General features: G+C 65.1%; 21 protein-coding genes and 2 riboswitches. Of the genes, 16 read left to right on the top strand and 5 right to left on the bottom strand.

Annotated features, from left to right (window positions below; genetic code table 11):
- Positions 1-219 precede the first annotated feature (219 nt).
- The gene (locus G1E_RS13095; protein WP_009683963.1) at positions 220-873 is read right to left on the bottom strand and encodes an oxygen-insensitive NAD(P)H-dependent nitroreductase NfsB; all 654 of its coding nucleotides are present in this window, start codon (positions 871-873) and stop codon (positions 220-222) included.
- A 104-nt stretch (positions 874-977) separates the two neighbouring features.
- Between G1E_RS13095 and G1E_RS13090 the strand changes: the two genes are divergently transcribed.
- Genes G1E_RS13090 through G1E_RS13080 form a run of 3 tightly spaced genes read left to right on the top strand, consistent with a single transcriptional unit; the run spans position 978 to position 3,414 of the window.
- A complete protein-coding gene (locus G1E_RS13090) occupies positions 978-1,901 on the top strand; it encodes a LysR family transcriptional regulator (protein WP_009683964.1) in 924 nt (307 codons plus the stop codon).
- Positions 1,902-1,949: 48 nt separating this feature from the next.
- Positions 1,950-2,780, top strand: a complete 831-nt coding sequence (locus tag G1E_RS13085; protein ID WP_009683965.1) for an AraC family transcriptional regulator — start codon at positions 1,950-1,952, stop codon at positions 2,778-2,780.
- Positions 2,781-2,829: 49 nt separating this feature from the next.
- Positions 2,830-3,414, top strand: a complete 585-nt coding sequence (locus G1E_RS13080; protein WP_009683966.1) for a LysE family translocator — start codon at positions 2,830-2,832, stop codon at positions 3,412-3,414.
- Positions 3,415-3,466: 52 nt separating this feature from the next.
- Here G1E_RS13080 and G1E_RS13075 read toward each other — a convergent pair whose 3' ends face one another.
- The gene (locus tag G1E_RS13075; protein ID WP_009683967.1) at positions 3,467-4,666 is read right to left on the bottom strand and encodes a sugar transporter; all 1,200 of its coding nucleotides are present in this window, start codon (positions 4,664-4,666) and stop codon (positions 3,467-3,469) included.
- A 202-nt stretch (positions 4,667-4,868) separates the two neighbouring features.
- On the opposite strand from G1E_RS13075, the gene G1E_RS13070 reads away from it, so the two are divergent.
- Positions 4,869-6,185, top strand: coding sequence for a hypothetical protein (locus G1E_RS13070; RefSeq protein ID WP_009683968.1), 1,317 nt, complete (start codon positions 4,869-4,871; stop codon positions 6,183-6,185).
- Between the two features lie 70 nt (positions 6,186-6,255).
- Here G1E_RS13070 and calA read toward each other — a convergent pair whose 3' ends face one another.
- Entirely contained in the window at positions 6,256-7,308 is a 1,053-nt protein-coding gene (gene calA, locus G1E_RS13065) for a vanillin reductase (protein ID WP_009683969.1), read from the bottom strand.
- Positions 7,309-7,488: 180 nt separating this feature from the next.
- On the opposite strand from calA, the gene G1E_RS13060 reads away from it, so the two are divergent.
- Positions 7,489-8,394 (top strand): AraC family transcriptional regulator, encoded by a 906-nt coding sequence (locus G1E_RS13060; RefSeq protein ID WP_009683970.1) that lies wholly within the window; start codon positions 7,489-7,491, stop codon positions 8,392-8,394.
- A gap of 25 nt (positions 8,395-8,419) precedes the next feature.
- On the opposite strand, the gene thpR is transcribed toward G1E_RS13060, so the two are convergent.
- Positions 8,420-8,986 carry an RNA 2',3'-cyclic phosphodiesterase gene (gene thpR / locus G1E_RS13055; RefSeq protein WP_009683971.1) on the bottom strand — a complete coding sequence of 189 codons (567 nt, stop codon included), beginning with the start codon at positions 8,984-8,986 and terminating at the stop codon, positions 8,420-8,422.
- Between the two features lie 159 nt (positions 8,987-9,145).
- Here thpR and lpxO point away from each other — a divergent pair, with 159 nt between their 5' ends.
- From lpxO to G1E_RS13015, 8 genes are all read left to right on the top strand, one after another.
- On the top strand, positions 9,146-10,045 hold the full coding sequence (gene lpxO, locus G1E_RS13050) for a lipid A hydroxylase LpxO (RefSeq protein WP_047149874.1): 900 nt from the start codon (positions 9,146-9,148) through the stop codon (positions 10,043-10,045).
- A gap of 137 nt (positions 10,046-10,182) precedes the next feature.
- On the top strand, positions 10,183-10,527 hold the full coding sequence (locus G1E_RS13045) for a carboxymuconolactone decarboxylase family protein (RefSeq protein ID WP_029884982.1): 345 nt from the start codon (positions 10,183-10,185) through the stop codon (positions 10,525-10,527).
- Positions 10,528-10,602: 75 nt separating this feature from the next.
- Entirely contained in the window at positions 10,603-11,172 is a 570-nt protein-coding gene (locus G1E_RS13040) for a GNAT family N-acetyltransferase (protein WP_029884981.1), read from the top strand.
- 44 nt (positions 11,173-11,216) lie between these two features.
- A riboswitch (cobalamin riboswitch) is annotated at positions 11,217-11,425 on the top strand.
- A 110-nt stretch (positions 11,426-11,535) separates the two neighbouring features.
- Positions 11,536-13,662 (top strand): TonB-dependent siderophore receptor, encoded by a 2,127-nt coding sequence (locus G1E_RS13035; protein WP_047149875.1) that lies wholly within the window; start codon positions 11,536-11,538, stop codon positions 13,660-13,662.
- Positions 13,663-13,800: 138 nt separating this feature from the next.
- On the top strand, positions 13,801-14,967 hold the full coding sequence (locus tag G1E_RS13030) for a DUF1624 domain-containing protein (protein WP_009683978.1): 1,167 nt from the start codon (positions 13,801-13,803) through the stop codon (positions 14,965-14,967).
- Positions 14,968-14,995: 28 nt separating this feature from the next.
- Positions 14,996-15,194: riboswitch (cobalamin riboswitch) on the top strand.
- A gap of 109 nt (positions 15,195-15,303) precedes the next feature.
- The gene (locus tag G1E_RS13025) at positions 15,304-16,314 is read left to right on the top strand and encodes an ABC transporter substrate-binding protein (protein WP_009683979.1); all 1,011 of its coding nucleotides are present in this window, start codon (positions 15,304-15,306) and stop codon (positions 16,312-16,314) included.
- Complete coding sequence (locus tag G1E_RS13020) at positions 16,314-17,330, top strand: iron ABC transporter permease (protein ID WP_033690610.1); 1,017 nt, start codon at positions 16,314-16,316, stop codon at positions 17,328-17,330. The genes G1E_RS13025 and G1E_RS13020 overlap by 1 nt, the downstream gene beginning before the upstream one ends.
- Entirely contained in the window at positions 17,327-18,115 is a 789-nt protein-coding gene (locus G1E_RS13015; protein WP_047149873.1) for an ABC transporter ATP-binding protein, read from the top strand. The genes G1E_RS13020 and G1E_RS13015 overlap by 4 nt, the downstream gene beginning before the upstream one ends.
- 41 nt (positions 18,116-18,156) lie before the next feature.
- Here the strand turns inward: G1E_RS13015 and G1E_RS13010 are convergent, their stop codons facing one another.
- Positions 18,157-18,654 (bottom strand): GNAT family N-acetyltransferase, encoded by a 498-nt coding sequence (locus G1E_RS13010; protein ID WP_009683983.1) that lies wholly within the window; start codon positions 18,652-18,654, stop codon positions 18,157-18,159.
- A 130-nt stretch (positions 18,655-18,784) separates the two neighbouring features.
- Between G1E_RS13010 and G1E_RS13005 the strand changes: the two genes are divergently transcribed.
- From G1E_RS13005 to G1E_RS12995, 3 genes are all read left to right on the top strand, one after another.
- Positions 18,785-19,264, top strand: a complete 480-nt coding sequence (locus G1E_RS13005) for a hypothetical protein (RefSeq protein WP_047149872.1) — start codon at positions 18,785-18,787, stop codon at positions 19,262-19,264.
- A 58-nt stretch (positions 19,265-19,322) separates the two neighbouring features.
- Positions 19,323-20,894 carry a sensor domain-containing diguanylate cyclase gene (locus G1E_RS13000; RefSeq protein WP_047149871.1) on the top strand — a complete coding sequence of 524 codons (1,572 nt, stop codon included), beginning with the start codon at positions 19,323-19,325 and terminating at the stop codon, positions 20,892-20,894.
- 186 nt (positions 20,895-21,080) lie between these two features.
- Entirely contained in the window at positions 21,081-22,418 is a 1,338-nt protein-coding gene (locus G1E_RS12995; protein WP_047149870.1) for an MFS transporter, read from the top strand.
- Positions 22,419-22,649: the final 231 nt, after the last annotated feature.

The raw sequence follows: 22,649 nt of genomic DNA, 5'->3' as shown, positions 1-22,649 counted from the left end.
GTCCCAGGCGTTACTGGCCCGAAACAAACGTAGGAGCGAGCGCAGCTCGCGATGCGCCGCGCGGGCGGCGCTCGATCTCACAGGCGCTGCATATCTTGTGACAAACACCTATCAGCCCTGATGCGCCCCCTGTGGGCTGGCTTGCCGGCGATGGGGCTGCAAAGCAGCCCAATGGCTGCCACCAGGGCTTGACTGACGGGCATTACCCGGCTGCCACGCTTACAGGAAGGTGAATACCTGCGCTGCCGGCAAGCGCGACTTGCCCAGGCCGGCATTGAAGTCGGCCTCACTGCGATAGCCCAGGCAGAGCATCACCACGCTGGTGAACCCCCGCTCGCGCAAGCCCAGTTCGGCATCCAGCAGCTTGCTGTCGAAACCTTCAATGGGCGTGGCATCCAGCCCCAGCGCCGCAGCCCCCAGCAACGCCGTGCCCAGGGCCAGGTAGGTCTGTTTCTCCATCCAGTGCTGCACGTCCTTCAGATCGAAGCGGTGCAGGTCAACGTAGTGACGGCGGCTCTGGTTTTGCGCCGCGCGCGCCTGGTCGTCCCGGAAGCGCCCGTCGGCGGCCTCCTGATCCAGCACGCTGTCCAGGTGCGCTTCAGTCATTTCGGTACGGGTGCAGAACACGATCACGTGCGAAGCATCGAGCAGCTTCGGCGTGTTGTAGGCGTAGCCCTGCGAGGTGCTCTTGGCCAGCCGGGCCTTGCTTTCGGCGCTGTCGGCGACGATGAAGTGCCAGGGCTGGGAATTGACCGAGGACGGGCTGTGGCGCAGTTGCTCGAGCAAGGCATCGACCGTGGCCTGGGGAATACGGCGTGAGGCATCGTAGGCTTTGGTGGTGTAACGGCGCTTGGCCAGCGAGACGGTATCCATGCAACGACTCCAGGTATGAGCAGTGAATTTGCCGCTCATCTTATCTTTCCTGCAGAAAAGAAAAACCGGCACAATGCAGCAACACTTTCGGCCCTGGAGTGAAAATGCTGCGCATCGCAGACCTTGAGCTGTTCGCCCGTAGCAGCGTGCTGGGCAGCTTCACCGCCGCTGCCCACGAAGCGGGCTTGCTGCCTGGCCAGGTGGCTGCGGCCATCAAGCGCCTGGAGCGCGACCTGGACGTGCGTCTGTTCGCCCGCACTACCCGCAGCCTGCGCCTGACCGCAGAGGGCGAGCGCTACCTGCCGACCGCACTGAATGTGCTGGAGAGCCTGCGCCAGGGCCACGAGGACCTGCATGGCAACCCTGACACCCTGCGCGGTACGCTGCAGGTGTCGGCGCCCTCCGACATGGGCCGCAACATGCTGTTGCCATGGCTCAGCGCCTTCCGCCGCGAGCACCCGGCGTTGCAGGTGCGCTTCTTTCTCTCTGACCAGATCGCCGACCTCAACCGTGACCCGGTAGACGTGGCCATCCGCTATGGCCACAACCAGGACGCCAACTACATCGCCCTGCCGCTGGCTGCCTGGAACCGCCGGGTGCTGGTCGCCTCGCCCGACTACCTGGCCCGCCACGGCCGCCCACTCACCCCCGATGCGCTGCAGCAGCATGCATGCCTGTTGTACATGCAGCACAACCGGGTGTACGACAAATGGCAACTGGGCAACCGCACCGTGCAGGTGCGCGGGCCGCTGGTCAGCGACGACGCCGATGTCATCCGCCGTTTGGCCGTACAGGGTGAAGGCATCGTGTACAAGTCGTGGCTGGACGTCAGCGCCAACATAGCCACCGGCGAACTGGAGGTCGTTCTCCCCGGACTGCTCGGCGAATCGACCCCGGTCACGCTGGTTTGCCCGCATCGCAAACAGCTCACCCCAGCGGTAACCCAACTGCACCTGTGGCTACGCGAGCGCTTCGAGGCGCTGCGTGAACCGGCACTGGCCAGCGGCTGCACAATTGTTCCAGACTGAACTCAACCGTTACGCTAGGTTGGCGTTTTGAATCGGCGGCATGCCCCCATGAGCAACTGGATAGACTTCAAGCAGGACGCCGACACCGGCATCGAGTCGGTGCGGGCGCATTTTGTCGGGCATGCCTACGACCCGCACTGGCACGACAGCTTTCTGGTGGGCGTCACCGAACAGGGGGTGCAGCAGTTCAATTGCCGCCGGGTGCGCCACCGCAGCACACCCGGGCAGGTGTTCTTGCTCGAGCCTGGCGATATTCACGATGGCCTGGCCCCTACCGAGGAAGGCTTCACCTACTCCACGTTGTACCTCGACCCGCTCTGGCTCGACCAGCAATTGCGGTCGCTGTTCGAGCACGCGCCGGGCGGCAGCCTGCCGAGCTTTGCCGACACCCTTTGCCATGACCAACGTTTGGCAAGCGCCACCGCCCTCGCCTTCCGCGCGGTTCACGACCAGGACTTGCGCATCGTCCGGCAAACCGCCACCGACGAACTGCTTGCCCGCCTGACCTGCCACCTGCACTGGCGCCGGCGCATCAACCCCGACCCGCGCCTGCCGCTGAGCGCGCAGCGCGCGCGGGACTACCTGCATGCCAACCTGGAACGTGACATTGGCCTCGACGACCTGGCCCAGGCCTGCGGCATCGACCGTTTTCGCCTCACCCGGGCGTTCAAGGCCGCCTTCGGCATTGCCCCGCATGCCTACCTCATCCAACTGCGCCTGACCCGGGCGCGGCGGCTGCTCGCCCAAGGCCAGAGCTCGGCGCAAGTGGCCGTGGCCTTGGGCTTTGCCGACCAGAGCCACCTGGGCCGCTGGTTTCGCCGCGCCTACCAGCTGACACCGGCCGACTACCGCAGGCGCTGCTCAAATCTTCCAGACTGAACCGCTTGGCAACAGCGAGCATGGGGCTTTGATGCTCTGGAGCGTTCCCATGTCTCAGTCGATGCTGCCCTTCATCCTGTTTGCTTTGGTCGCCAGCCTCAGCCCGGGGCCAACCAACCTGTTGATCCTGGCGCACGGCGCCCGCCTGGGCGTACGGGCCAGCCTGTTGCCGATCCTGGCGGCCTGCTGCACGGCAGCGACGATTGTGCTGCTGGTGGGCCTGGGGCTGGGCGAGCTGTTGCTGCGCCACCCACTGGCACAACAACTGATGAGCTGGGCCGGAGCGCTGTGGTTGAGCGGGCTGGCGTGGAAAATGCTGCGCAGTGCCGGGGCACCGCTGCACGCGGGTACGGCGCAAGGCTTCAGCGCCCTCAGCGCCGCCTTGCTGCAGGCGGTCAACCCCAAAGTGTGGTTGATGGCCGTGGCGGTTGTGGGGGTGTTTGCCGCCCCCAGGTTACCGGTCTGGCAGCTGGCGTTGGTGTTCTGCCTGGTTGCCCTGCCGTGCATGGGGGCATGGGCGGTACTGGGGGCAGGCAGCGCCCGCTGGTTGCAGGCGCCGCAGCGGTTACGGGTGTTCAACCAACTGTTGGCGGGGCTTTTGCTGATTTCAGCATGGGCGGCTGTGCTGGCCTGACGCCCTCCCGCCGGTTTGGGCTGCCGCGCAGCCCATCGCAGGGCCTGACCGGTCAGTGCGGTAATGCCTCTCGCAAGCGCCGGGCGCTGGCCACGGCCAGCAACAACCCGGCCACCGCCACACTACCACCCACCAGGCCGATGTACGCCACATCCAGCCGGCCGCTGACAATGCTGCCCAGCAGGGCCCCACCCCCGATGCCGATGTTGTAGATACCCGAGAACAGCGCCATGGCCACGTCGGTCGCATCAGACGCCAGCTTCAAGGTCCTGGACTGCAACGCCAGGCTGAAGCTGAGGATCGCTACCCCCCACAACATGCTCAGCACCGCGAACACATAAAAGTTGCCTGACAGTGGCAACAGCAACAGCAGGCACGCCGCCAACACCCCCATCGAGCCCAGCAGGAAACCCTGCGGGAAGCGCTCGCTGTAGCGGCTGAACAACACTGAACCCAGTACCCCTGCGCCACCGAACAGCAACAGCAACAGCGTGGTGCGCTCGCCGCCGATCTGCGCCACGTGCAGAGCGAATGGCTCGATATAGCTGTACGCGGTGAATTGCGCAGTAATCACCAGGGTCACCAGCAGATAGGTGATGACCAGCGCCGGGCGCCTGAACAGGACCGGCAGGCTGCGTAGCGACCCGGAGTTCTGGCTGGGCAGCAGCGGCAATGACTTCATCAGGCACACCATGGTCGCCAGCGCTACCACGGCAATGCTCAGGAAGGTGATGCGCCAGCCCAGTGCCTCGCCCACCACACGCCCGAGTGGGATGCCAAGCACCATGGCCAGGGTGGTGCCGGTGGCCAGCAGGCCCAACGCCTTGGCCTGCTGCCCGGGCGGCGCCACGCGCACCGCCAGCGAAGCGGTAATGGCCCAGAACACTGCATGCGCCAGGGCAATGCCGATGCGACTGACCAGAAGCATGGCGAAGCTTTGCGACAGCCAGGACAACAAGTGGCTGACGATGAACACCATGAACACCAACAACAGCAAGCGCCGCCGTTCGATGTTGCGGGTCAGCAGCATCATCGGCAGAGACGCCAGCGCCACCACCCAGGCATAGATGGTCAGCATCAGGCCGACCTGGGCAGTGCTCATCTCGAAGCTGCCGCCAATGTCACTGAGCAGCGCCACCGGAACGAATTCGGTGGTATTGAAAATGAAGGCCGCCAGGGCCAAGGCGATGACGCTAAGCCAACTGCCGCTGCCCGTGCCGGGTGGCAGGTGGCTGGGTACAGGTCCGTTCATTGTAGAAAGAGAGTCTCCGTGAAAAAGCAACAGGTCGCGCGCCAGGGCCCCGGTCTACTGGGTTGCCGACGTACGCATTGTCATGAATAGGAATGCCGGCATGGTACGCGTCACACCCGGGGCCAACAACCGCAAGTCGGGCATAAGGAGTACCATGCCCACTTGAAGTGAAACACGTTGCAGCAAGGAGCCCGATCCACTCATGGACAAGCAGTACCCCCAGCAGCAATGGCAGCAGGCGGTCATCGCCTATGCCCAGGCCGTCAACGACTACGTCGCACAAGGCCGTGCCCAAGGCTGGGACAACCTTCAAGCGCCACAAGTGCCCGCCACCGACCACCTGCTCGACGCCTGGCTGGCAGCCTTGCAGGCAGCCAACCGCCCGGACTGCAGCGAGCAGCAACGCCAAGCCTTCCGCCAAGCCTGGCCGCCTGCCCACCAACCGCTGGTACCGTTGCTCGATGAGCATGGCCAGGGCATCAGCAATGTCCTGCTGCTGGGCGACGGTAGCCTGCTGGCGCGCATCGGCATGCCGCACGAAAAAGGCCAGGTGCTGCGTATCGATCGCCATGGGGTCACCCCGGTGATCGGCGTCGAGTGCTTCGGCCGCTGCCCGGCCCGCCGCTACTTTGCCCTGGGCAATGCCGAAGGCGTCCGGGTGACCGCTGGCTGGGGCGGCCCGCAGGTACAGCGCCTGGCCTGGCCGACCGGCCTGGAAGGGTTGCCGGCCGGCTACCCGTTCGAGCCGTTCGACCTGCCACCCGCGCCCACCGCATTGATCCCTTTCCCGGACGGCCAACGCGTGCTGCTGGTCAGTGCCGATGGCACCTTCGTATTGGCCAGCGACGGCGCAACCCGCCTGCTGCCGCACCAGGCGCGGGTACTCGACGCCCTGGCCGAAGGCACCGAGCCGGAGGACATCAGCCTCGGGCTGAGCATGGAGCATGGCGCGGTGTCGGCGGATGGCCGCTGGGTCGTGGTGGGTGAGCAAGGCAGCCGGCACCTGGTGCTGGACGACCGGCTCAGGTTGGTGGCCGAGATTGGTCCCGGCAGCGAATACCCGCATTTCGCGCTGTTCAACCAGCGGGGTGACCAGTTGCTCCTCAACGCCTGCCACTTCTACAGCGGTGCCACGCTGGCGGTACGGGTAGCCGACCTGCCGGGGCTGCGCACCGATTACTACAGCCAGGACCCGCGCACCCCACTGGTGCAGGATGGCGCGCGTGTCTATGCCGGGGTGGCTCGCGCTGGCGAATACATCATCGGTGATGCCTACGGCTACCTGCGGGCGTTTGGGGAAGATGGCCAGGAGCATTGGCAGCACTACCTGGGCTCGACCATCAGCGCCATGGACATCAGCGCCGACGGGCGTACCCTGGTGGCCGCCAGCCATGCCGGGATTGTGGCGGAGATTGCCCTCGACAGCGGCCGGCCGGCTTGGCAGATCGGTACCGGCGCGCATGGGGAGGTGCGCCGGTGGCTGTTCTGGAAGGGCTGGGACAAACCGCTGGCCTGGTAGCCAAGCCTGCCCCGTCCTCCCAGCCGGCCGCTTCGCGGCTTGCCCGCATAGCGGCCGGCGCTGGCCTCGATCAGGCCTGCAGCGTGGCCATGTCGATCACGAACCGGTATTTCACATCACCGGCGATCATGCGCTCGTACGCCTGGTTGATATTGCGGATGTCCAGCATCTCGATATCGCAACGGATATCGTGTTCGGCGCAGAAGTCCAGCACTTCCTGGGTCTCGGCGATTCCACCAATCAACGACCCCGCCAGCACCCGACGCTTCATGACCAGGTTGGCCGCATGCACGGCCGGGTCGATCGGCTCGATCAGGCCGACCAGAATGTGCACCCCGTCGAACTTCAGCGTTTCCAGGTACGGGTTCAGGTCGTGCTGCACCGGAATGGTATCGAGCAGGAAATCGAAACGGTCGGCCGCAGCGCGCATCTGCTCGGCATCGGTGGACACGATCACATGGTCGGCACCCTGGCGCCGCGCTTCTTCGGCCTTGGCCTGGGAGCGGGTGAACAAGGTCACTTCTGCGCCCAGCGCCTTGGCCAGCTTGATGCCCATGTGGCCCAGCCCGCCCATGCCCAGGATGCCGACCTTGTGCCCCGGGCCGACACCGTGGTGCTTGAGCGGCGAATAGGTGGTGATACCGGCGCACAGGATCGGCGCGGCGCTGGGCAGGTCCATGCCGGCCGGAATGCGCAGCACGAAATGCTCGCTGACCACGATGCTGCTGGAGTAGCCGCCCATGGTGTTGCTGCCGTCGACCCGGTCCGGGGTGGCGTAGGTCATGGTCGGGCCTTGCTGGCAGTATTGCTCCAGGTCCTTGGCGCACGCCTCGCAGTGGCGGCAGGAGTCGACCATGCAACCCACGCCTACCAGGTCACCTACCTTGTAGGCGGTGACCTGTTCGCCCGTGGCGGTGACGCGGCCGATGATTTCGTGGCCAGGCATCAGCGGGTATACGGCAATGCCCCATTCGTTGCGCGCCTGGTGGATGTCGGAGTGGCACACGCCACAGTACAGGATCTCGATGGCGACATCGTCCGGGCGCGGGCTGCGGCGCTCGAAGGTCATGGGCGCCAGGGGGCTGGTAGGGGTTTGGGCGGCGTAACCGATGGCGGTATACATGCTGGACCTCGCTGTAGAATGAAACGATTCAGTGGGGCAATTGTGCCCACCAGTCGCCCTCGCGCCCACGGCTGATTCTCCGGCATGCATGCCTGATTCTCCGAACCTGCCTTTGTGCTACTGGCGCGATACCGTCAATCTGCGATCATTAGGCTGTCTGATCCTCTGCCCTGGTTCATCATGCAACTGACCCGCCACGTCGATGCCAATGCGCCCCTCTGCGCCCTGATCCGCTGCCTGGCCACGCGCCCGGGCTTCGTGCCTACGCACCTGCCACAGGTGCAAGTACTGAGCTGGGACCACTATGTCGCCAGCAGCCCGCAAATCTACGAGCCCAGCCTGATGATCCTGGCCCAGGGCAGCAAGCTGGCGCGCCTGGGGCCACGCACCCTTGAGTACGGTGCCGGCCACTACCTGGTGCAGGCGTTGTCGGTGCCCTTCATGTGTGAAACCTTCGCCACCCGCGAGGCGCCGTTGTTGGGCGTGGCGGTCGACATCGACCGTGGTGTGCTGGGTGAACTGGTACAAAGCATGGACCTGGCGCCAGACCCTGCCGTGCAGGCGCAGACACCGCAATCGATGACTTCCGCAGCACTGGATGCGCCCATGCGCGACAGTGTGGAGCGCCTGCTGCAGTGCCTGCAGGACCCACTGGATGCCAAGGTTCTGGGCCCGGCGAGGGTGCGTGAAGTACTCTACACCGCGCTGCGCGGCCCGCAGGCTGGAGTGTTGCGGGCGCTGGTGGAACAACAAGGGCACTTTGCCCGTATCGGCGCCGCCCTCTCCCACTTGCGCGAGCACTATAGCGAGCCCCTGAGCGTGGAGGCGCTCGCGGCGCGGGCCAACATGAGTGTTTCGACCTTTCACGAACACTTCAAGCGCTGCACCGACATGGCGCCCATGCAATACCTCAAACGCCTGCGGTTGCTCAAGGCCCAGCAAATGCTGATCGGCGAAGGCCTGGGTGTAGCCCAGACGGCGCACCGGGTGGGCTACCAGAGCACGTCGCAGTTCAGCCGCGAATACAAGCGCCAGTTCGAACGCAGCCCAGGGGATGAACTGCCTTACCAGAGCTTGCCGGTTTGACTGAAGGGCGGCGGGCAATCACCCGTCAGTCACCAGGCGTGGCACTTGAGGGCGCCAGTGGCCATTGCGCCAACGGCCAGTAGGTGCCCTTGCGTGATTCATACAACGTGAAGTGCGGGGCACCGAGGAAAAACGCCGGCGCACTGCCGGCCTCTGGCAAATCGCCGCGATAATCCCTGGCAAGCGTCAGGTGCGGGCGGTAGTCGCGCTTGTCAGCTTGGCCGGCAAAAGGCAGCAGCGCCTGCTGCAGGCCGTACACCAGGCGCATCAGCGCTGCTGGCACCTGCTGCGCCTCCAGTACCAGGGCGCTGGAGCGCTGCCACACCTGCAAGCGGTCAAGTGTCAACCGGGGTACCCTGCCCGGCAGCGCCAGTTGATCGACCGTCGCACAGATTGCCGGCACCAGGGCGGCATCCACATCGCCCAGGAACAGCAACGTGACATGAAAGTTGGCGGCCGGCACCGGTTTGCCGCTGCGCAGGTTCAGGCCGCGACGGAACTGGGCCAGAGCGCGGCGCTGGACATCGCTGACCGGCAAGGCGAAAAACAGCCGTTTGAACGGGCTGCCGCTGGGGCGTACATCATGAACCATGGTGACTCCTGGGCATGAAACGTTTGCGCACGACTGTAGGGCATTACACCAATGTCGGCCCACGGTTTCGTAACAATAAGTACAAACTGCCCACATGATTGTTTATGCTGGCGGGCTTATGCCATGGCGCATGGCCTTATTTTCGACAAGTAACCGTCCATGAAAATTGCACTCGTCCTCCTCTTCGTTCTCTCGATCGCGTACGTTCACCTGCGCGGTCGGGTCCGCCACAAGCTGACCCGCCAACTGGGCGACCACTCCAGCTTTCTGGCCCCGATCAACAGTTTTCTGTACCTGTTTTCCAAACACCCGGCCAAACCGTACCTGCCCGTCGAGGGCTTTCCCGAACTGAAGCCGCTGCAGGAGCACTGGCAGGAAATTCGCGAAGAAGGCCGGCAACTGCTGCAGGTAGGCGAAATCAAGAAGTCCGACAACTACGACGACGTGGGCTTCAACTCGTTCTTCAAAACCGGCTGGAAGCGCTTTTACCTGAAGTGGTACGGCGAAAGCCACCCGTCGGCAATGGCCCTGTGCCCACGCACCACCGAACTGCTGCAAGGCATCGGCACGGTCAAGGCGGCCATGTTCGCCACCCTGCCACCGGGGGCCAAGCTGGTGCGCCACCGTGACCCGTATGCCGGCTCCTACCGCTACCACCTGGGCCTGGACACACCGAACGACGACGCCTGCTACATCGATGTAGACGGCGAGAAATACTCATGGCGCGACGGTGAAGGGGTGGTTTTCGATGAAACCTACATCCACTACGCGGCCAACAATACCGAGCACAACCGCATCATCCTGTTCTGCGATGTCGAACGCCCGCTCAAGTACCGCTGGGCCAGCGCGTTCAACCGCTGGTTCAGCCGCAATGTCATGGCGGCTGCCGCAGCCCCCAACACCGCCGGAGACAAGACCGGCGGCATCAACCGGTTGTTCACCCGGATCTACAAGATCCGGGAACGCGGTAAGGCGCTGAAAAAGCGCAATCGCACGCGCTACTACCTGGAGAAGTGGGCGGTGGTGGCAGCGTTGCTGCTGGTGTTCATCTACATCTGAGTCCGTGTGTTGCCAGCGGCCTGTGCATATGGTGTAGCCAAAGGCATGACTGGGCATGCACCAAAGTACAAGCCGCACGTTCGCCACGCTTCGACTAGCCTGAAAGCTCCATTCGCAACCACCCCAAGGTGACGACGATGAGCATGATGGACTGGGATGCCTACCGAAAGCAGTTGATGGCCGGCATCGGCGATCTGAAGCAACTTTCCCCCGACACCGTGGCCGGCTACATGACCGCCAGCGGCGCCGGGGCCAAAACCGGTCATCTGGACGCCAAGACCCGCGAACTGATCTCCCTGGCCGTGGCGGTAACCACCCGTTGCGACGGCTGTATCGCCGTGCATTCGCAGCAAGCGGTGAAGCATGGCGCCACCCGTGAGGAGATTGCCGAGGCGTTGGGTGTGGCGGTGGCGATGAACGCGGGTGCCGCGCTGGTCTACTCGGCCAGGGCCCTGGATGCAGTGGGCAAGGCCAACGGTTGAACCCGAACGGCGCCGCCCTTGCGCGACGGCGCCGTGCCCCGCAGACTGGGCGGCTCAACCCGCGCAGGAACCCGCATGATCCACATCCGCCCCATGACGGCCGAAGACTTCGAGCGCTTCTGGCCCACTTTCCAGGCCACTGTCCAGGCCTGCGAAACCTATGCCTACGACCCGGCCCTGAGCTTCGAACAGGCCCGCCACCTGTGGCTGGAGCTGCCTTTGCGCACCTTGCTGGCCGAAGAAGAGGGTCAACTGCTGGGCTCGTACTACCTCAAGCCCAATGCGGCAGGGCCCGGTGCGCATGTCGGCAATTGCGGCTACATGGTCTGCGCCCAAGCGCGCGGGCGCGGCGTGGCCAGGTTGATGTGCGAGCACTCGCAGAAACTGGCGCGCCAGGAAGGCTTTCTGGCCCTGCAGTTCAACTCGGTGGTGGCCACCAATGAAGTGGCAGTCGCCCTGTGGCACAAGCTGGGGTTCGAAACGGTTGGCCGGCTGCCCAAGGCCTATCGCCATGCCCGGCTGGGGCTGGTGGACTGCCTGGTGATGTACAAGTGGCTGGCCGATGAGCCAGTGGCAGAGAAGCCGCCGCTGCTGATCGGGCGCAAGAATATCGAAGCCCGGGTTTCGCGGCGGCGTGGGCGCTGATCGTTCTTCACGATCTGCCTTGACGAAGGCACCGCCAGGTGCTCAGATGCGCGCCAGTTTCAGGTGCCCTACGCCGCCGCGCGCAGGGTGAAACGGGAAGCCGGTGCGTCGTGTTGATCACGACAAGTCCGGCGCTGCCCCCGCAACGGTAAGTGAGCGAACCCTTCGAGATACCACTGTGCTCAGGCATGGGAAGGTGAAGGTTTCATGCCCCTCGCAAGCCCGGAGACCGGCCTGAGGCTTCACTTGGCACCCCGCGGTGGGCGGGCGCAGGCCGGTATCCGTGCGCGCGCCTGCCTGTACGGAGCCCTCCTTTGCGTGTTTTCCACCGGGATCCATTCATTCCTGCAGCAGTGGAACGACATGTCCCGTATGTTCAAGCTTCACCCCCTGGCGGCCTGCCTGGCCGTCACGCTCCCGGCCCTGGCCGATGACCGCGGCCCGCAGCCCCTGGCATTGCCCTCCACGGCCATCACCGACACCCTCGACAGCCATGCCAGCGACTTGGCCACGCCGACCCAGGCCGGCTCGCGCCTGGGGCTCAGCGCCCTGGAAACGCCAGCCAGTACCAGCAGCATCAGTGCCGAGCAGATCCAGCAGCGCAACAACCTGACCGTGCAGGATGCCGTAACCCGCTCACCGGGCATTACCTTCATCGGCTCCCCCGGCGACGGTGGCACCGGCCTGTCCGCCCGCGGCTTTGCCGGGCACGGCTCGGTCATGACCTTGTTCGATGGGGCCCGCCTGTTCACCGGAGCCGGCACCCAGACCTTCCCGGTCGACCCGTGGATGGTCGAACGTATCGATGTGCTTCGCGGCCCGGCATCGGTGCTCTACGGCGAAGGCGCCACCGGCGCGGTGGTCAACGTCATCCCGAAAAAACCGGTTGCCGGTACGGTGCGCAACCAGCTGCGGCTTGGGTATGGCAGCTGGGACCGCCAGCAACTCGGCCTGGACAGCGGTGGCAGCCTCAGCGAGCGCCTGAGCTATCGCCTGACGCTGAACCAGCAAGCCGGCAATGGCTGGGTGGACCGCACCCCCTCACGCAGCCTGGCGCTCAGCGCGGCCCTGCGCTTCGATGCCAGTGACGACCTCAGCTTTACCCTGGCCCATGAGCGCGGTGCGGCGCAGCCTGCCAACTACTACGGCACGCCGCTGATCGACGGCCATTACCGCAGCAGCCTGCGCAAGAAAAACTACAACCTGCAGAACGACGTGCAGCGCTACGACGACCAGTGGACCCGCCTGACCACCGACTGGGCACTCAACGACCACCTCAGCGCCAGCAACCAGCTGTACTACATCAGTAGCCGCCGCCATTGGCGCAACGCCGAGCAGTATGAATGGGACGCCGGGCGCCAGCAGTTGCTGCGCGGCAGCTACCTGGAAATCAAGCACGACCAGGAGCAATTCGGCGACCGCCAGACCTTCACCCTCGACCATTCGCTGTTCGGCCTGGCCAGCAGAACCGTGCTCGGCGCCGAGTACAACAAGGTGCGCTTCAACGTCGACAGCAACAGCCCCTACAACGACGTAGGCGGTGACTACATCGACCCGTGGCAGCCGCAGCCGGGCGTATTCCACAGCGGGTCGCCGCTGCGCCCGCAAAGTCTGTCCACCACCCATACCTTTGCCCTGTTCGGCGAAAACCGCTTGCAACTCACTGAGCGCCTGTCGCTGGTGACCGGGGTGCGCCGCGACCAGCACCACATCGACCGCGACGACCTGACCAATGCCAGCCGCAGCGACCGCAGCCTGCAAGGTGGCAACTGGCGTGCGGGGCTGGTGTATGCACTAAGTCACGCGCTGTCGCTGTATGGCCAGTACTCCACCAGCGAGGATGGGGTCAACAACCTGATAAGCCTCAGCCCCAACCAGATGCACTACGACCTCACCCAGGCGAAACAGACCGAGGTGGGCCTCAAGCAAAGTTTCTGGGACGGGGATGGCGAATGGACCTTGGCGGCCTACCACATCGTCAAGCAGAAGCTGCTGGTAGACGACCCCCTCACGCACCAGCCCCAACAGGCTGGCCAGCAGACGTCGGATGGGCTGGAGGCAACCGTGGAACTGGCGCTGGCCCACCAGTGGCGGGTGTCTGCCAACGCAGCGCTGCTGCGCGCCCGGTATGACGCGTTTGACGAACAGGTGGGCGCAGCGGTGCAGGACCGTGCCGGCAACCGCCCGGCCAACGTGCCTCGGCGCACCGCCAACCTGTGGCTGAGCAAAGGTATTGGCCAGCAGATCGAGGTGGGGGTGGGCGCGCGCTATATGGATGAACGTTACGCCGATAACGCCAATACCCAGAGCGCCCCAGGCTATACCGTGGTCGACGCCACGATCGGCTGGCAGGTTCTGCCGCAGGTGAAACTGGGGTTGCAGGTGAACAACCTGTTCGACCGCGAATATGTGCAGGCGGCGTTCAGCGGCCAGCAATGGCTGATGGGAACGCCACGCTCCTACTTTGCCACGGTGGACTACAGCTTCTGAGCGGAGCAGCCCAGGTTGGCTTTGCGCAGCTTCACCGCGAAAAAGCCAACACGGCGCTGAGCAAAAAGCCTACCCGCCCATGGCCATATGGATATAACATAACATTTCACTCACACCTGTTCTCATCAGCGACCTTCCATGACAAGCGCCAGCGCCACCCCCACCCAACTCAACCAGCGCCTGCAGAGCATCGACGCACTGCGCGGTCTGGTAATCCTGTTCATGCTCCTGGACCACGTGCGCGAAACCTTCTTCCTGCACCGCCAGGTCAGCGACCCGATGGCCATCGATACCACCGAGCCGGCACTGTTCGCCAGCCGTACCCTGGCGCACCTGTGCGCGCCGGTATTCGTGCTGCTGACCGGGCTCTCGGCCTGGCTGTATGGCGAAAAGCACCAGGGCCGTGGCGATGTCGCGGCGTTCCTGTTCAAGCGCGGGCTGTTTCTGGTGGCGCTGGAGTTCACCCTGGTCAACTTTGCCTGGACGTTCCAGCTGCCGCCCACGGTGATCTACCTGCAGGTGATCTGGGCCATCGGCATCAGCATGCTCGCCCTGTCGTTGCTGGTGTGGCTGCCACGCCCGGCGCTGCTCGGCCTGAGTGCCGTCATCATTGCCGGGCATAACCTGCTCGACAGCCTGCACTTTGCCCCGGGGTCTGCCCTGCACGTGCCCTGGGCGATTCTGCATGACCGCGGCTGGCTGACGTTGTCCGACACGCTGCGGCTGCGCACGTCCTACCCGGTACTGCCGTGGATCGGGGTGATCGCCCTGGGCTACTGCCTTGGGCCATGGTTTGCCCGCGGCAGCCAGGCCGGGCCACGTCAGCGCTGCCTGCTGCTTGGCGGGCTGCTGGCGCTGCTGGGCTTTTTCGTGCTGCGCGTATTCAACGGCTATGGCGAAGCCGCGTGGAGCAGCTACCCCACGCTCACACACACCCTGATGAGCTTCTTCAACCTCACCAAGTACCCGCCTTCGCTGTTGTTCCTGGCGCTGACCCTGGGCTGCGGCCTGCTGTTGCTGCGCGCATTCGAGCGCGCCGGCCAGGCCCGCTGGATCAGCGCCCTGGCGGTGTTCGGTGCAGCGCCGATGTTCCTCTACCTGCTGCACCTGTATGTGCTGAAGCTGCTGTACCTGGCCTGCGTGGCGCTGTTCGGCAGCAACCACGGCAGCTATTTCGGCTTCGACGGCGTCGCGGCGGTATGGTGCGTGGCGCTGTTGCTGGCGGCTTCGCTGTACCGGCCGGTGCACTGGTTCGCCCGGCTGAAACAGCGGCGGCGCGACATCCGCTGGCTGAAGTACTTCTGAAAAGCGTTTTCACCCGGCGGCGCGATGGTCTACCATGCGGGCCGCCGGTTTCCATCACGGAATCAATAGGGAATCCCCGGCCCGCCAACACGGGCCAAACGGAACTGCCCCCGCAACTGTAAGTGCCGAGCCTGCTCCATCGACGCCACTGGGTGTACTACCCGGGAAGGCCGGAGCCGGGCCGTGACGCACCAGTCAGGAGACCTGCCGGCCAACATTCACCAACCGGCGGGGTGCCCGGGATTGGCCATTGTGTTGCCTTTGCCGCTGGCAAAGGCGCGGCGATGTCTGTCCGTGCGTTCATTCCGTGAACTGTCCGATAGGAGATCGCCCAGCATGCTGCCCCGCTTCGCCACCCTGCTTGCCGGCCTCAGCCTCAGCGGCCTGGCCCAGGCCGCCGCCACCCAATACCCGCTGACGGTGGACAACTGCGGTAAGCCGCAGACCTTTGCCCAGGCGCCACAGCGCGCCGTGACCATCGGCCAGGCCGGCACCGAGATGCTCTATGCCCTGGGCCTGGGTGACAAGCTCGCGGCGAGCTCGCTGTGGTTCAACAATGTGTTGCCCGAATACCAGGCCATGAACGCCACGGTACCGCGCCTGGCCGACAACGAACCCAGTTTCGAGGCGGTGGTTGGCCAACGCCCGCAACTGGTGGCCGTGCAGTTCGAGTGGATGGTCGGGCCGCAGGGTGTGGTCGGTACGCGCGAACAGTTCGCCGAACTGAACATCCCCACCTACCTGTTGCCCTCGGACTGTGAGGGCAAGGACAACCTGATCGGTGCCGACGGCACCCGCCTGCAGGCGTTCCAGGTCGACAGTATCTACAAGAGCGTCAGCCAGCTGGCGGAGATCTTCGATGTACAGGCGCGCGGCGTGGCCCTGAACGCCGAGCTCAAAGGCCGCCTGGACAGCGCCCGCGCGCAATTGGCGGGCAAGGACCTGTCGGGCACCTCGGCACTGTTCTGGTTCTCCAGCGCCAACCTGGTCATTGACCCTTACGTCGCGGGCCGCCAAGGGGTCGCCGACTTCATGCTGCGCACCCTGGGGGTGCGCAATGTGGTCGAGTCCAGCGAGGAGTGGCCCACCGTAGGTTGGGAAACCCTGGCCAGGGCCAACCCCACCTGGCTGATCATCGCCCGCATGGACCGCCGGCGTTTCCCCGCCGACGACTACCAGAAGAAGCTGGCATTCCTGCGCAGCGACCCGGTAACCCGCAACATGGACGCGGTGAAACACGACCGCATCATCATCCTCGACGCCGACGCCATGCAGGCGGGTATCCGCCTGTTCCGTGGCGTGCAAACGTTGGCGGCCGCTTTTGCCAGCGGTAAAGCCAGCCAGTGATCAGTCGACTGTCAGCCTGTATCGGCCTGGCCGTGGCCGCACTGCTGGCGGCCCTGCTCGCCGGCACAGCCATTGGCGAAACCGGCCTGGCACCGCGCGTGGTCGGCCAGGTGCTGGCCAACCAGCTGTGGCAAGCCGGTTATCCGGTCGACCCGATCGATGCCGGGATCATCTGGAACTATCGCCTGACCCGCACACTGGTTGCGGCGGCCTGCGGTGCCGGCCTGGCCACCTGCGGCGTGATCCTCCAGGCGCTGCTGCGCAATCCCCTGGCCGAGCCCTACCTGCTGGGGCTGTCCGCCGGCGCTTCGACCGGTGCCGTACTGGTTGGCCTGCTGGGCCTGGGCAGCCTGGCTTTGAGCATGTCGGCCGGCGCCTTCATCGGTGCCCTGGCGGCCTTTGCCCTGGTGCTGGTGCTGGCCCGCGCGGCAGGCCCTGGCAGCAATAACGCCCAGGTGATTCTAGCTGGTATAGCCGGGTCGCAACTGTTCAATGCCCTGACGGCATTCCTGATCACCAAGTCGGCCACCGCCGAGCAGGCACGGGGCATCCTGTTCTGGCTGCTGGGCAACCTCAGTGGGGTGCGCTGGCCCGCAGTATGGCTAGCCGTGCCAGTGGCACTGTTCGGCTTGCTGGTGTGCCTGTGGCATCGCCGCGCGCTGGATGCCTTCACCTTCGGCGCCGACTCGGCAGCTTCGCTGGGCATACCGGTGCGGCGCAGCCAGTTACTGCTGATCAGTTGCGCGGCGCTGGTAACGGCCGTGATGGTGTCCATCGTCGGCGCCATCGGTTTCGTCGGGCTTGTCATTCCACACGCCCTGCGCCTGCTGCTCGGCCCCGGACACAGCCGCCTGCTGCCTGCCAGTGCATTGGGCGGGGCACTGTTTCTGATTGCCGCCGACATCCTCTCGCGCACGCTGATCAGCGGCCAGGTCATACCGGTGGGCGTGGTCACCGCGCTGCTTGGCGCGCCTGTCTTCGCGCTGATACTGGTCAGCCGCCGGGGGCGCCCATGACGGTCATGGCTGCATTCCAACTGGCGCCGCTGAGCTGCCAGGATCTCGGCCTGCAACTGGCCGGCAAACGGGTGCTGCACGACATCCACCTCAACCTGGTGGCGGGTGAAACACTCGCGATCGTCGGCCCCAACGGCTCAGGCAAGTCTTCGCTGCTGAAGGTGCTGGCCGGCCTGCGCCCGCCGGCCTGCGGCAGCGTGCAGTTGATGGGCGAGCCACTGGCAGGCATGCCTCGCCGGCGTGTGGCCCAGTGCCTGGCACTGGTTGAACAGCAGGCCGACACCCTCGATGCAATCAATGTGTTCGACGCGGTCGCCTTGGGCCGCACGCCGTGGCTGTCAGCCATTGCGCCGTTCTCCAGCGCGGACCGGGCGATTGTCGAGCAGGCACTGGCCGACCTCGACGCCTTGCACCTGCGCGCTCGCCTTTGGGGGTCGTTGTCCGGTGGCGAGCGCCAGCGCGTGCATATCGCCCGCGCCCTGGCCCAACGGCCGCAGGTGCTGCTGCTCGACGAACCGACCAACCACCTGGACATCCAGCACCAACTGAGCCTGCTGCAACAGGTACAAGCCCTGCAGGTCACCACCCTGGTGGCCCTGCACGACCTCAACCAGGCGCTGACCTGCGACCGCGTTGCAGTGCTCGACAAAGGCCGGCTGGTCGCGCTCGGCACGCCGTTCGAGGTACTGACCCCCGAGTGCCTGCTGCACACCTTTGGTGTTCATGGCCATTACCTCACCGACCCCTGGGACGGCACACGCATCCTGCGCTTTCGCACCCCCTGAGCAACCGGCAGAAGCCTGGGTAGCCCAGGCGCCTGGCCTGCTCAGCCCAAGCGCAGCTGCATGTGCGTGGTTTGCCAGACCGGGTCTGGCTCCACGTCCACGACAGCGAAGCCTTGCCGCTCCCAGAACGTAATGGCCCCCGGCAGGAATGGGTGGGTATGCAGGTAGAGGCATCCGATGCCGGCCTGCAGCGCCTGCTGGCGCAAGGCGCCGAACAACGCGGCGGCAAGCCCGCGCCTGCGGTACGCCGGCAGCACGAACAGGCGCACCACTTCAACTACCCGCTCGCCAGCATAATCAAGCTGGCTGAAACGGTGGTCGTAGGGGAGGTAGCCGATCACCCCGACCAGGCGCTCATCAACCCGGGCTTCCAGGAAGCAGCCCTCGCCTTCAAGGTAGGTTTCGCTGAAATGCGCCAGGTCCCGGGGCAACGGTGCATTGGCCAGCGCCGGAAACAGCTCGCGGCGCGCGCTGTCGACAAACGCCAGCACTTGGCCAATGGCATCGCGGGTAACAGGTTGCAACGTCCAGTTCGGCATAAGGTTCAAGCCTGAGTGTTGGGTGCACGGTTCTAACCCAGCCGGCCGTACAAGGCAAATCGCAGGGCTCGTCGCGGCAGGGCTGACCTCGCTATAATCGGCAGCCTTCACTGCCCGACCAGGCCACGCCATGCCTCGCATCCAGAAGTTGCTGTTGCCGCTGTTGCTGATTGCTGTCGTTACCGCCTGCGACCAGAAGCCCTCCCGTGAAGAGCAGATTCTTGCCCAGCTGCCGCTGCAGGATGCCTACGACCACAACATCGAACGCATGGCCGGGCTGCTGGCCCGCCAGCACCCACGGCTGGCGCGTACCACCATCGAAGATGTGCTGCGCAAGCACCTGACGGTAGAAGACCAGCGCCAGGACCTGTTCCGCCTCTACAGCAAAGAGCATTTCAGTGACGCCGAGTTCGCCACCATTGTCGCGGCCACCCAGGACCCGGCCAAAGCCCGTGCCCTGGAAAACACCGATGCTGGCCGGCAACTGAGCGACAAACTCACCGGCCTGATGCGTGAAACCGCCCGCGACCCCAAGGTGCAAGCATTGGCCGAGCAGCGCATGCAGCAGGTGCAAGACGAACTGAACGCCTTGGAAAAGGCAGGTTCATGAGCGCGACCGGCACGGTCGCTTCCGTTTCGTAGCCCTATTCGAACACTCGAGGTCAGGATTGCCACACGCCAAGCACGGACTGCGCCTGGATCTACGCACACTCATTCTGGTGCTGTGCGCCCTTACTGCCGTGGTCATGCTGTGCGCCAGCTATTTCGCCAGCTACCGGGTACAGCGCCAATTGCTGATCGACCACGCGCTGGAAGCCAACCGGGTGTATGCGGCCAAGCTGGCCAGCATCACCGATGCATTCATCGGTAGTGCCTTGCAGCAACTGGCGTTCAGCGCCAGCGAGCAAGGCCGGCAACTGGACGATCCCGCCGCCTTGCAGCGCGAGACCGACCGGGTGCTGGGCCAGAGCATGGCTTTCAATTCCACGTTCGTGATCGATGCCAATGGCGTGCTGCTGGCGATATCCCCCGCCCAGCTACGCCACATGGTCGGCACCCGGATGCAATCGCCCGGTGTGCAGGAGGCATTGCAGGAGCGCCGCGCGCTGGTGTCGACACCCTATCTGTCGGCGGCCAACAACCTGGTGGTGGCGCTGACGCAACCGGTCGTCGACGCCAACGGCCGCTACCTGGGGTATGTCGGTGGCAGCCTTTACCTGCGGGAACGCAACATCCTCAACCGCCTGCTCGGCGAGCACTTCTACAAGGACGGTTCGTACCTGTATGTGGTCGACCGCAATCGCCGGCTGCTCTACCACCCCGACAGCCAGCGGGTGGGTACCGTCGTGCAGGGCAATGAGCTGATCGACCAACTGACCAACCTGGGCAACGGCACCCGCCAGCTGACCAACAGCCAAGGTGTGGAGATGGTCGCCGGCTTCGCCACCGTGCCCAGCGCCGGCTGGGGCGTGGTGGCACAGCAGCCACTGGCACAAACCATGATGCCGCTCAGCCGCCTGGTGCTGAACGTGGTCGGTATTTCCGCGCCGCTGGCCCTGATAGGCTGCTTGCTGCTGTGGTGGCTGGCCCTGACCATCGCCCGCCCACTGTGGCAACTGGCTGCAGGTGCCCGCTCGATGGACCGCCCCGGCACCGCTGAGCGCTTGCATCGCGTGCGGGCCTGGTACTTCGAGGCCGCAGAGCTCAAGCGCGCCTTGCTGTTCGGCTTGAACTTGCTGCAGGCGCGCATCGGCAGGCTCAACCGCGATGCCCAGACCGACCCCCTGACAGGCCTGGGCAACCGCCGCAGCCTGGAGCTCAACCTGTCGCTGCTGGAAGCCGAAGGCCGGGCATTTGCAGCCATCGTGCTGGATATCGACCACTTCAAGCAGGTCAACGACAAGCATGGGCATGTGGTCGGTGACCAGGTGCTGCAGCGGCTGGCCGAGCTGATGCGCCGCTGTTGCCGCGAGGGTGACCTGCTTTGCCGCACCGGCGGTGAAGAGTTTCTCATGCTGCTGCCTGGGGCCAGCCTGGAGGTGGCCGCCGCGGTCGCTGAGCGCCTGCGGGTGACGGTGCAGGAAACGCCGATCCAGCCGGTGGGCGCGGTGACCCTGTCACTGGGGGTGGCCCACTGGAACGGCGAGCCGGGGCGCGAGCCGGAAACCGTGCTGAGCGAGGCTGACCTGGCGGTGTACCGGGCCAAGCAGGACGGGCGCAATCGCGTCGCTGTCGCCTGATTGCCTGGCGCCCGCTGCGCTGCCGGGCACACGCCGTGTCGATGGCGGTTGATTCAGGTATCCCGAGGTCGTCCTCGACAAAGCGCCTTGCGCTGCCCGGTTATCTACTGGCAGGCATAACAATGATGGCGCGGCCAGACCGCACCACGTCCATCATGCCTGCCAATGGAATCGGAGAGCACCCGCATGTCCGCACCTCATGAGGTATCCCCCGCCACCCTGCGCAGGGTGATCGCCGCCTCGGCCATCGGCAACTTCGTCGAATGGTTCGACTTTGCCGTGTACGGCTTTCTCGCCACGCTGATCGCCAGCCAGTTCTTTGCCAGCGAAGATTCCAGCGTCGCCTTGCTCAAGACCTTTGCCGTGTTCGCGGTGGCCTTCGCCTTGCGCCCCCTGGGCGGTATCGTGTTCGGCGCCCTCGGCGATCGGCTGGGGCGCAAGCGCATCCTCTCGCTGACCATCTTGCTGATGGCCGGCTCCACCACCCTGATCGGCCTGCTGCCGACCTACGCCAGCATCGGCCTGGCCGCGCCGGTATTGCTGACCTTGGCGCGCTGCCTTCAGGGGTTTTCTGCCGGTGGCGAATACGCCGGGGCCTGCGCCTACCTGATGGAACACGCGCCCAACGACAAGCGGGCTTTCTACGGCAGCTTCGTACCGGTTTCGACCTTTTCCGCGTTCGCCTGTGCGGCGGTGATCGCCTATAGCCTGGAAGCCAGCCTGTCCAGCGAAGCCATGGCTGCCTGGGGCTGGCGCATTCCGTTCCTGATCGCCGCGCCACTGGGCCTGGTCGGCCTGTACCTGCGCTGGCGCATGGAAGAAACCCCGGCATTCCGGGAAGCCGTGGCCCAGGGCAAGGAGCACGAGCATTCGCCACTCAAGGAAACCCTGCGCCACCACGGCCGGGCCATTCGCAACCTGGGGGCGTTCATTTCGCTGACGGCGTTGTCGTTCTACATGTTCACCACCTACTTCGCCACCTACCTGCAACTGGTCGGCAACCTGACCCGGGCGCAGTCGCTGCTGGTCACCACCGTGGCCCTGCTGTTCGCCGCCATCGGCTGCCCGCTGGCGGGGGCGCTGTCGGACCGGTTCGGGCGGCGCAAGACCATCGGCTTCCCCTGCCTGTGGGTGATGCTGTGCGTGTTCCCGGCCTACTGGCTGGCCAGCTCCGGCTCGATGCCGGGGGCCCTGCTGGGGGTGATTCTGCTGGCGGTCGGGGCACTGTGCAGCGGGGTGGTGACAGCGGCATTGCTGTCGGAGAGCTTCCCGACCCGGACCCGCTACACCGCTTCGGCCATTACCTACAACGTGGCCTATACGCTGTTCGGTGGCACCGCGCCGCTGGTCGCGACCTGGCTGATCGGGCAGACCGGCAGCAGCCTGGCGCCGGCGTTCTACCTGGTGGTGATTGCGTTGGTGGCTTTGCTCGGCGGGCTGGCGTTGCCGGAAACGTCCCGGATATCGCTGCATGATGAACCCAACGCCGAGGGTGTAGGCCAAGGCGTTCAAGGCTCGGTTTGAGATCCTGGGGCTGCCGTGCAGCCCATCGCGACACAAGGCCGCGTGTGTCTTGAGAGGGGATTAGAGTCTGGAGTGAGAGCGGTGAATGACAAGCTGAATGCCGCAGGTGCCTAGAGCCCGCTCCCACAACGAATCGCGCAGGCTTTTCAAATTTTGAGCAAGACAGTTGCTGCTGCAAGTACGGCGGCAACTCCAAGCCAGCGCAGCCCCCCTGAACTGCGCCCCTGACGT

The organism is Pseudomonas sp. TJI-51 (assembly GCF_000190455.2).
In the GTDB taxonomy this organism is placed as follows: domain Bacteria; phylum Pseudomonadota; class Gammaproteobacteria; order Pseudomonadales; family Pseudomonadaceae; genus Aquipseudomonas; species Aquipseudomonas juntendi.
Note: the sequence above shows the minus strand (reverse complement) of the source record. Positions and strands in the feature narration are given on the sequence as shown.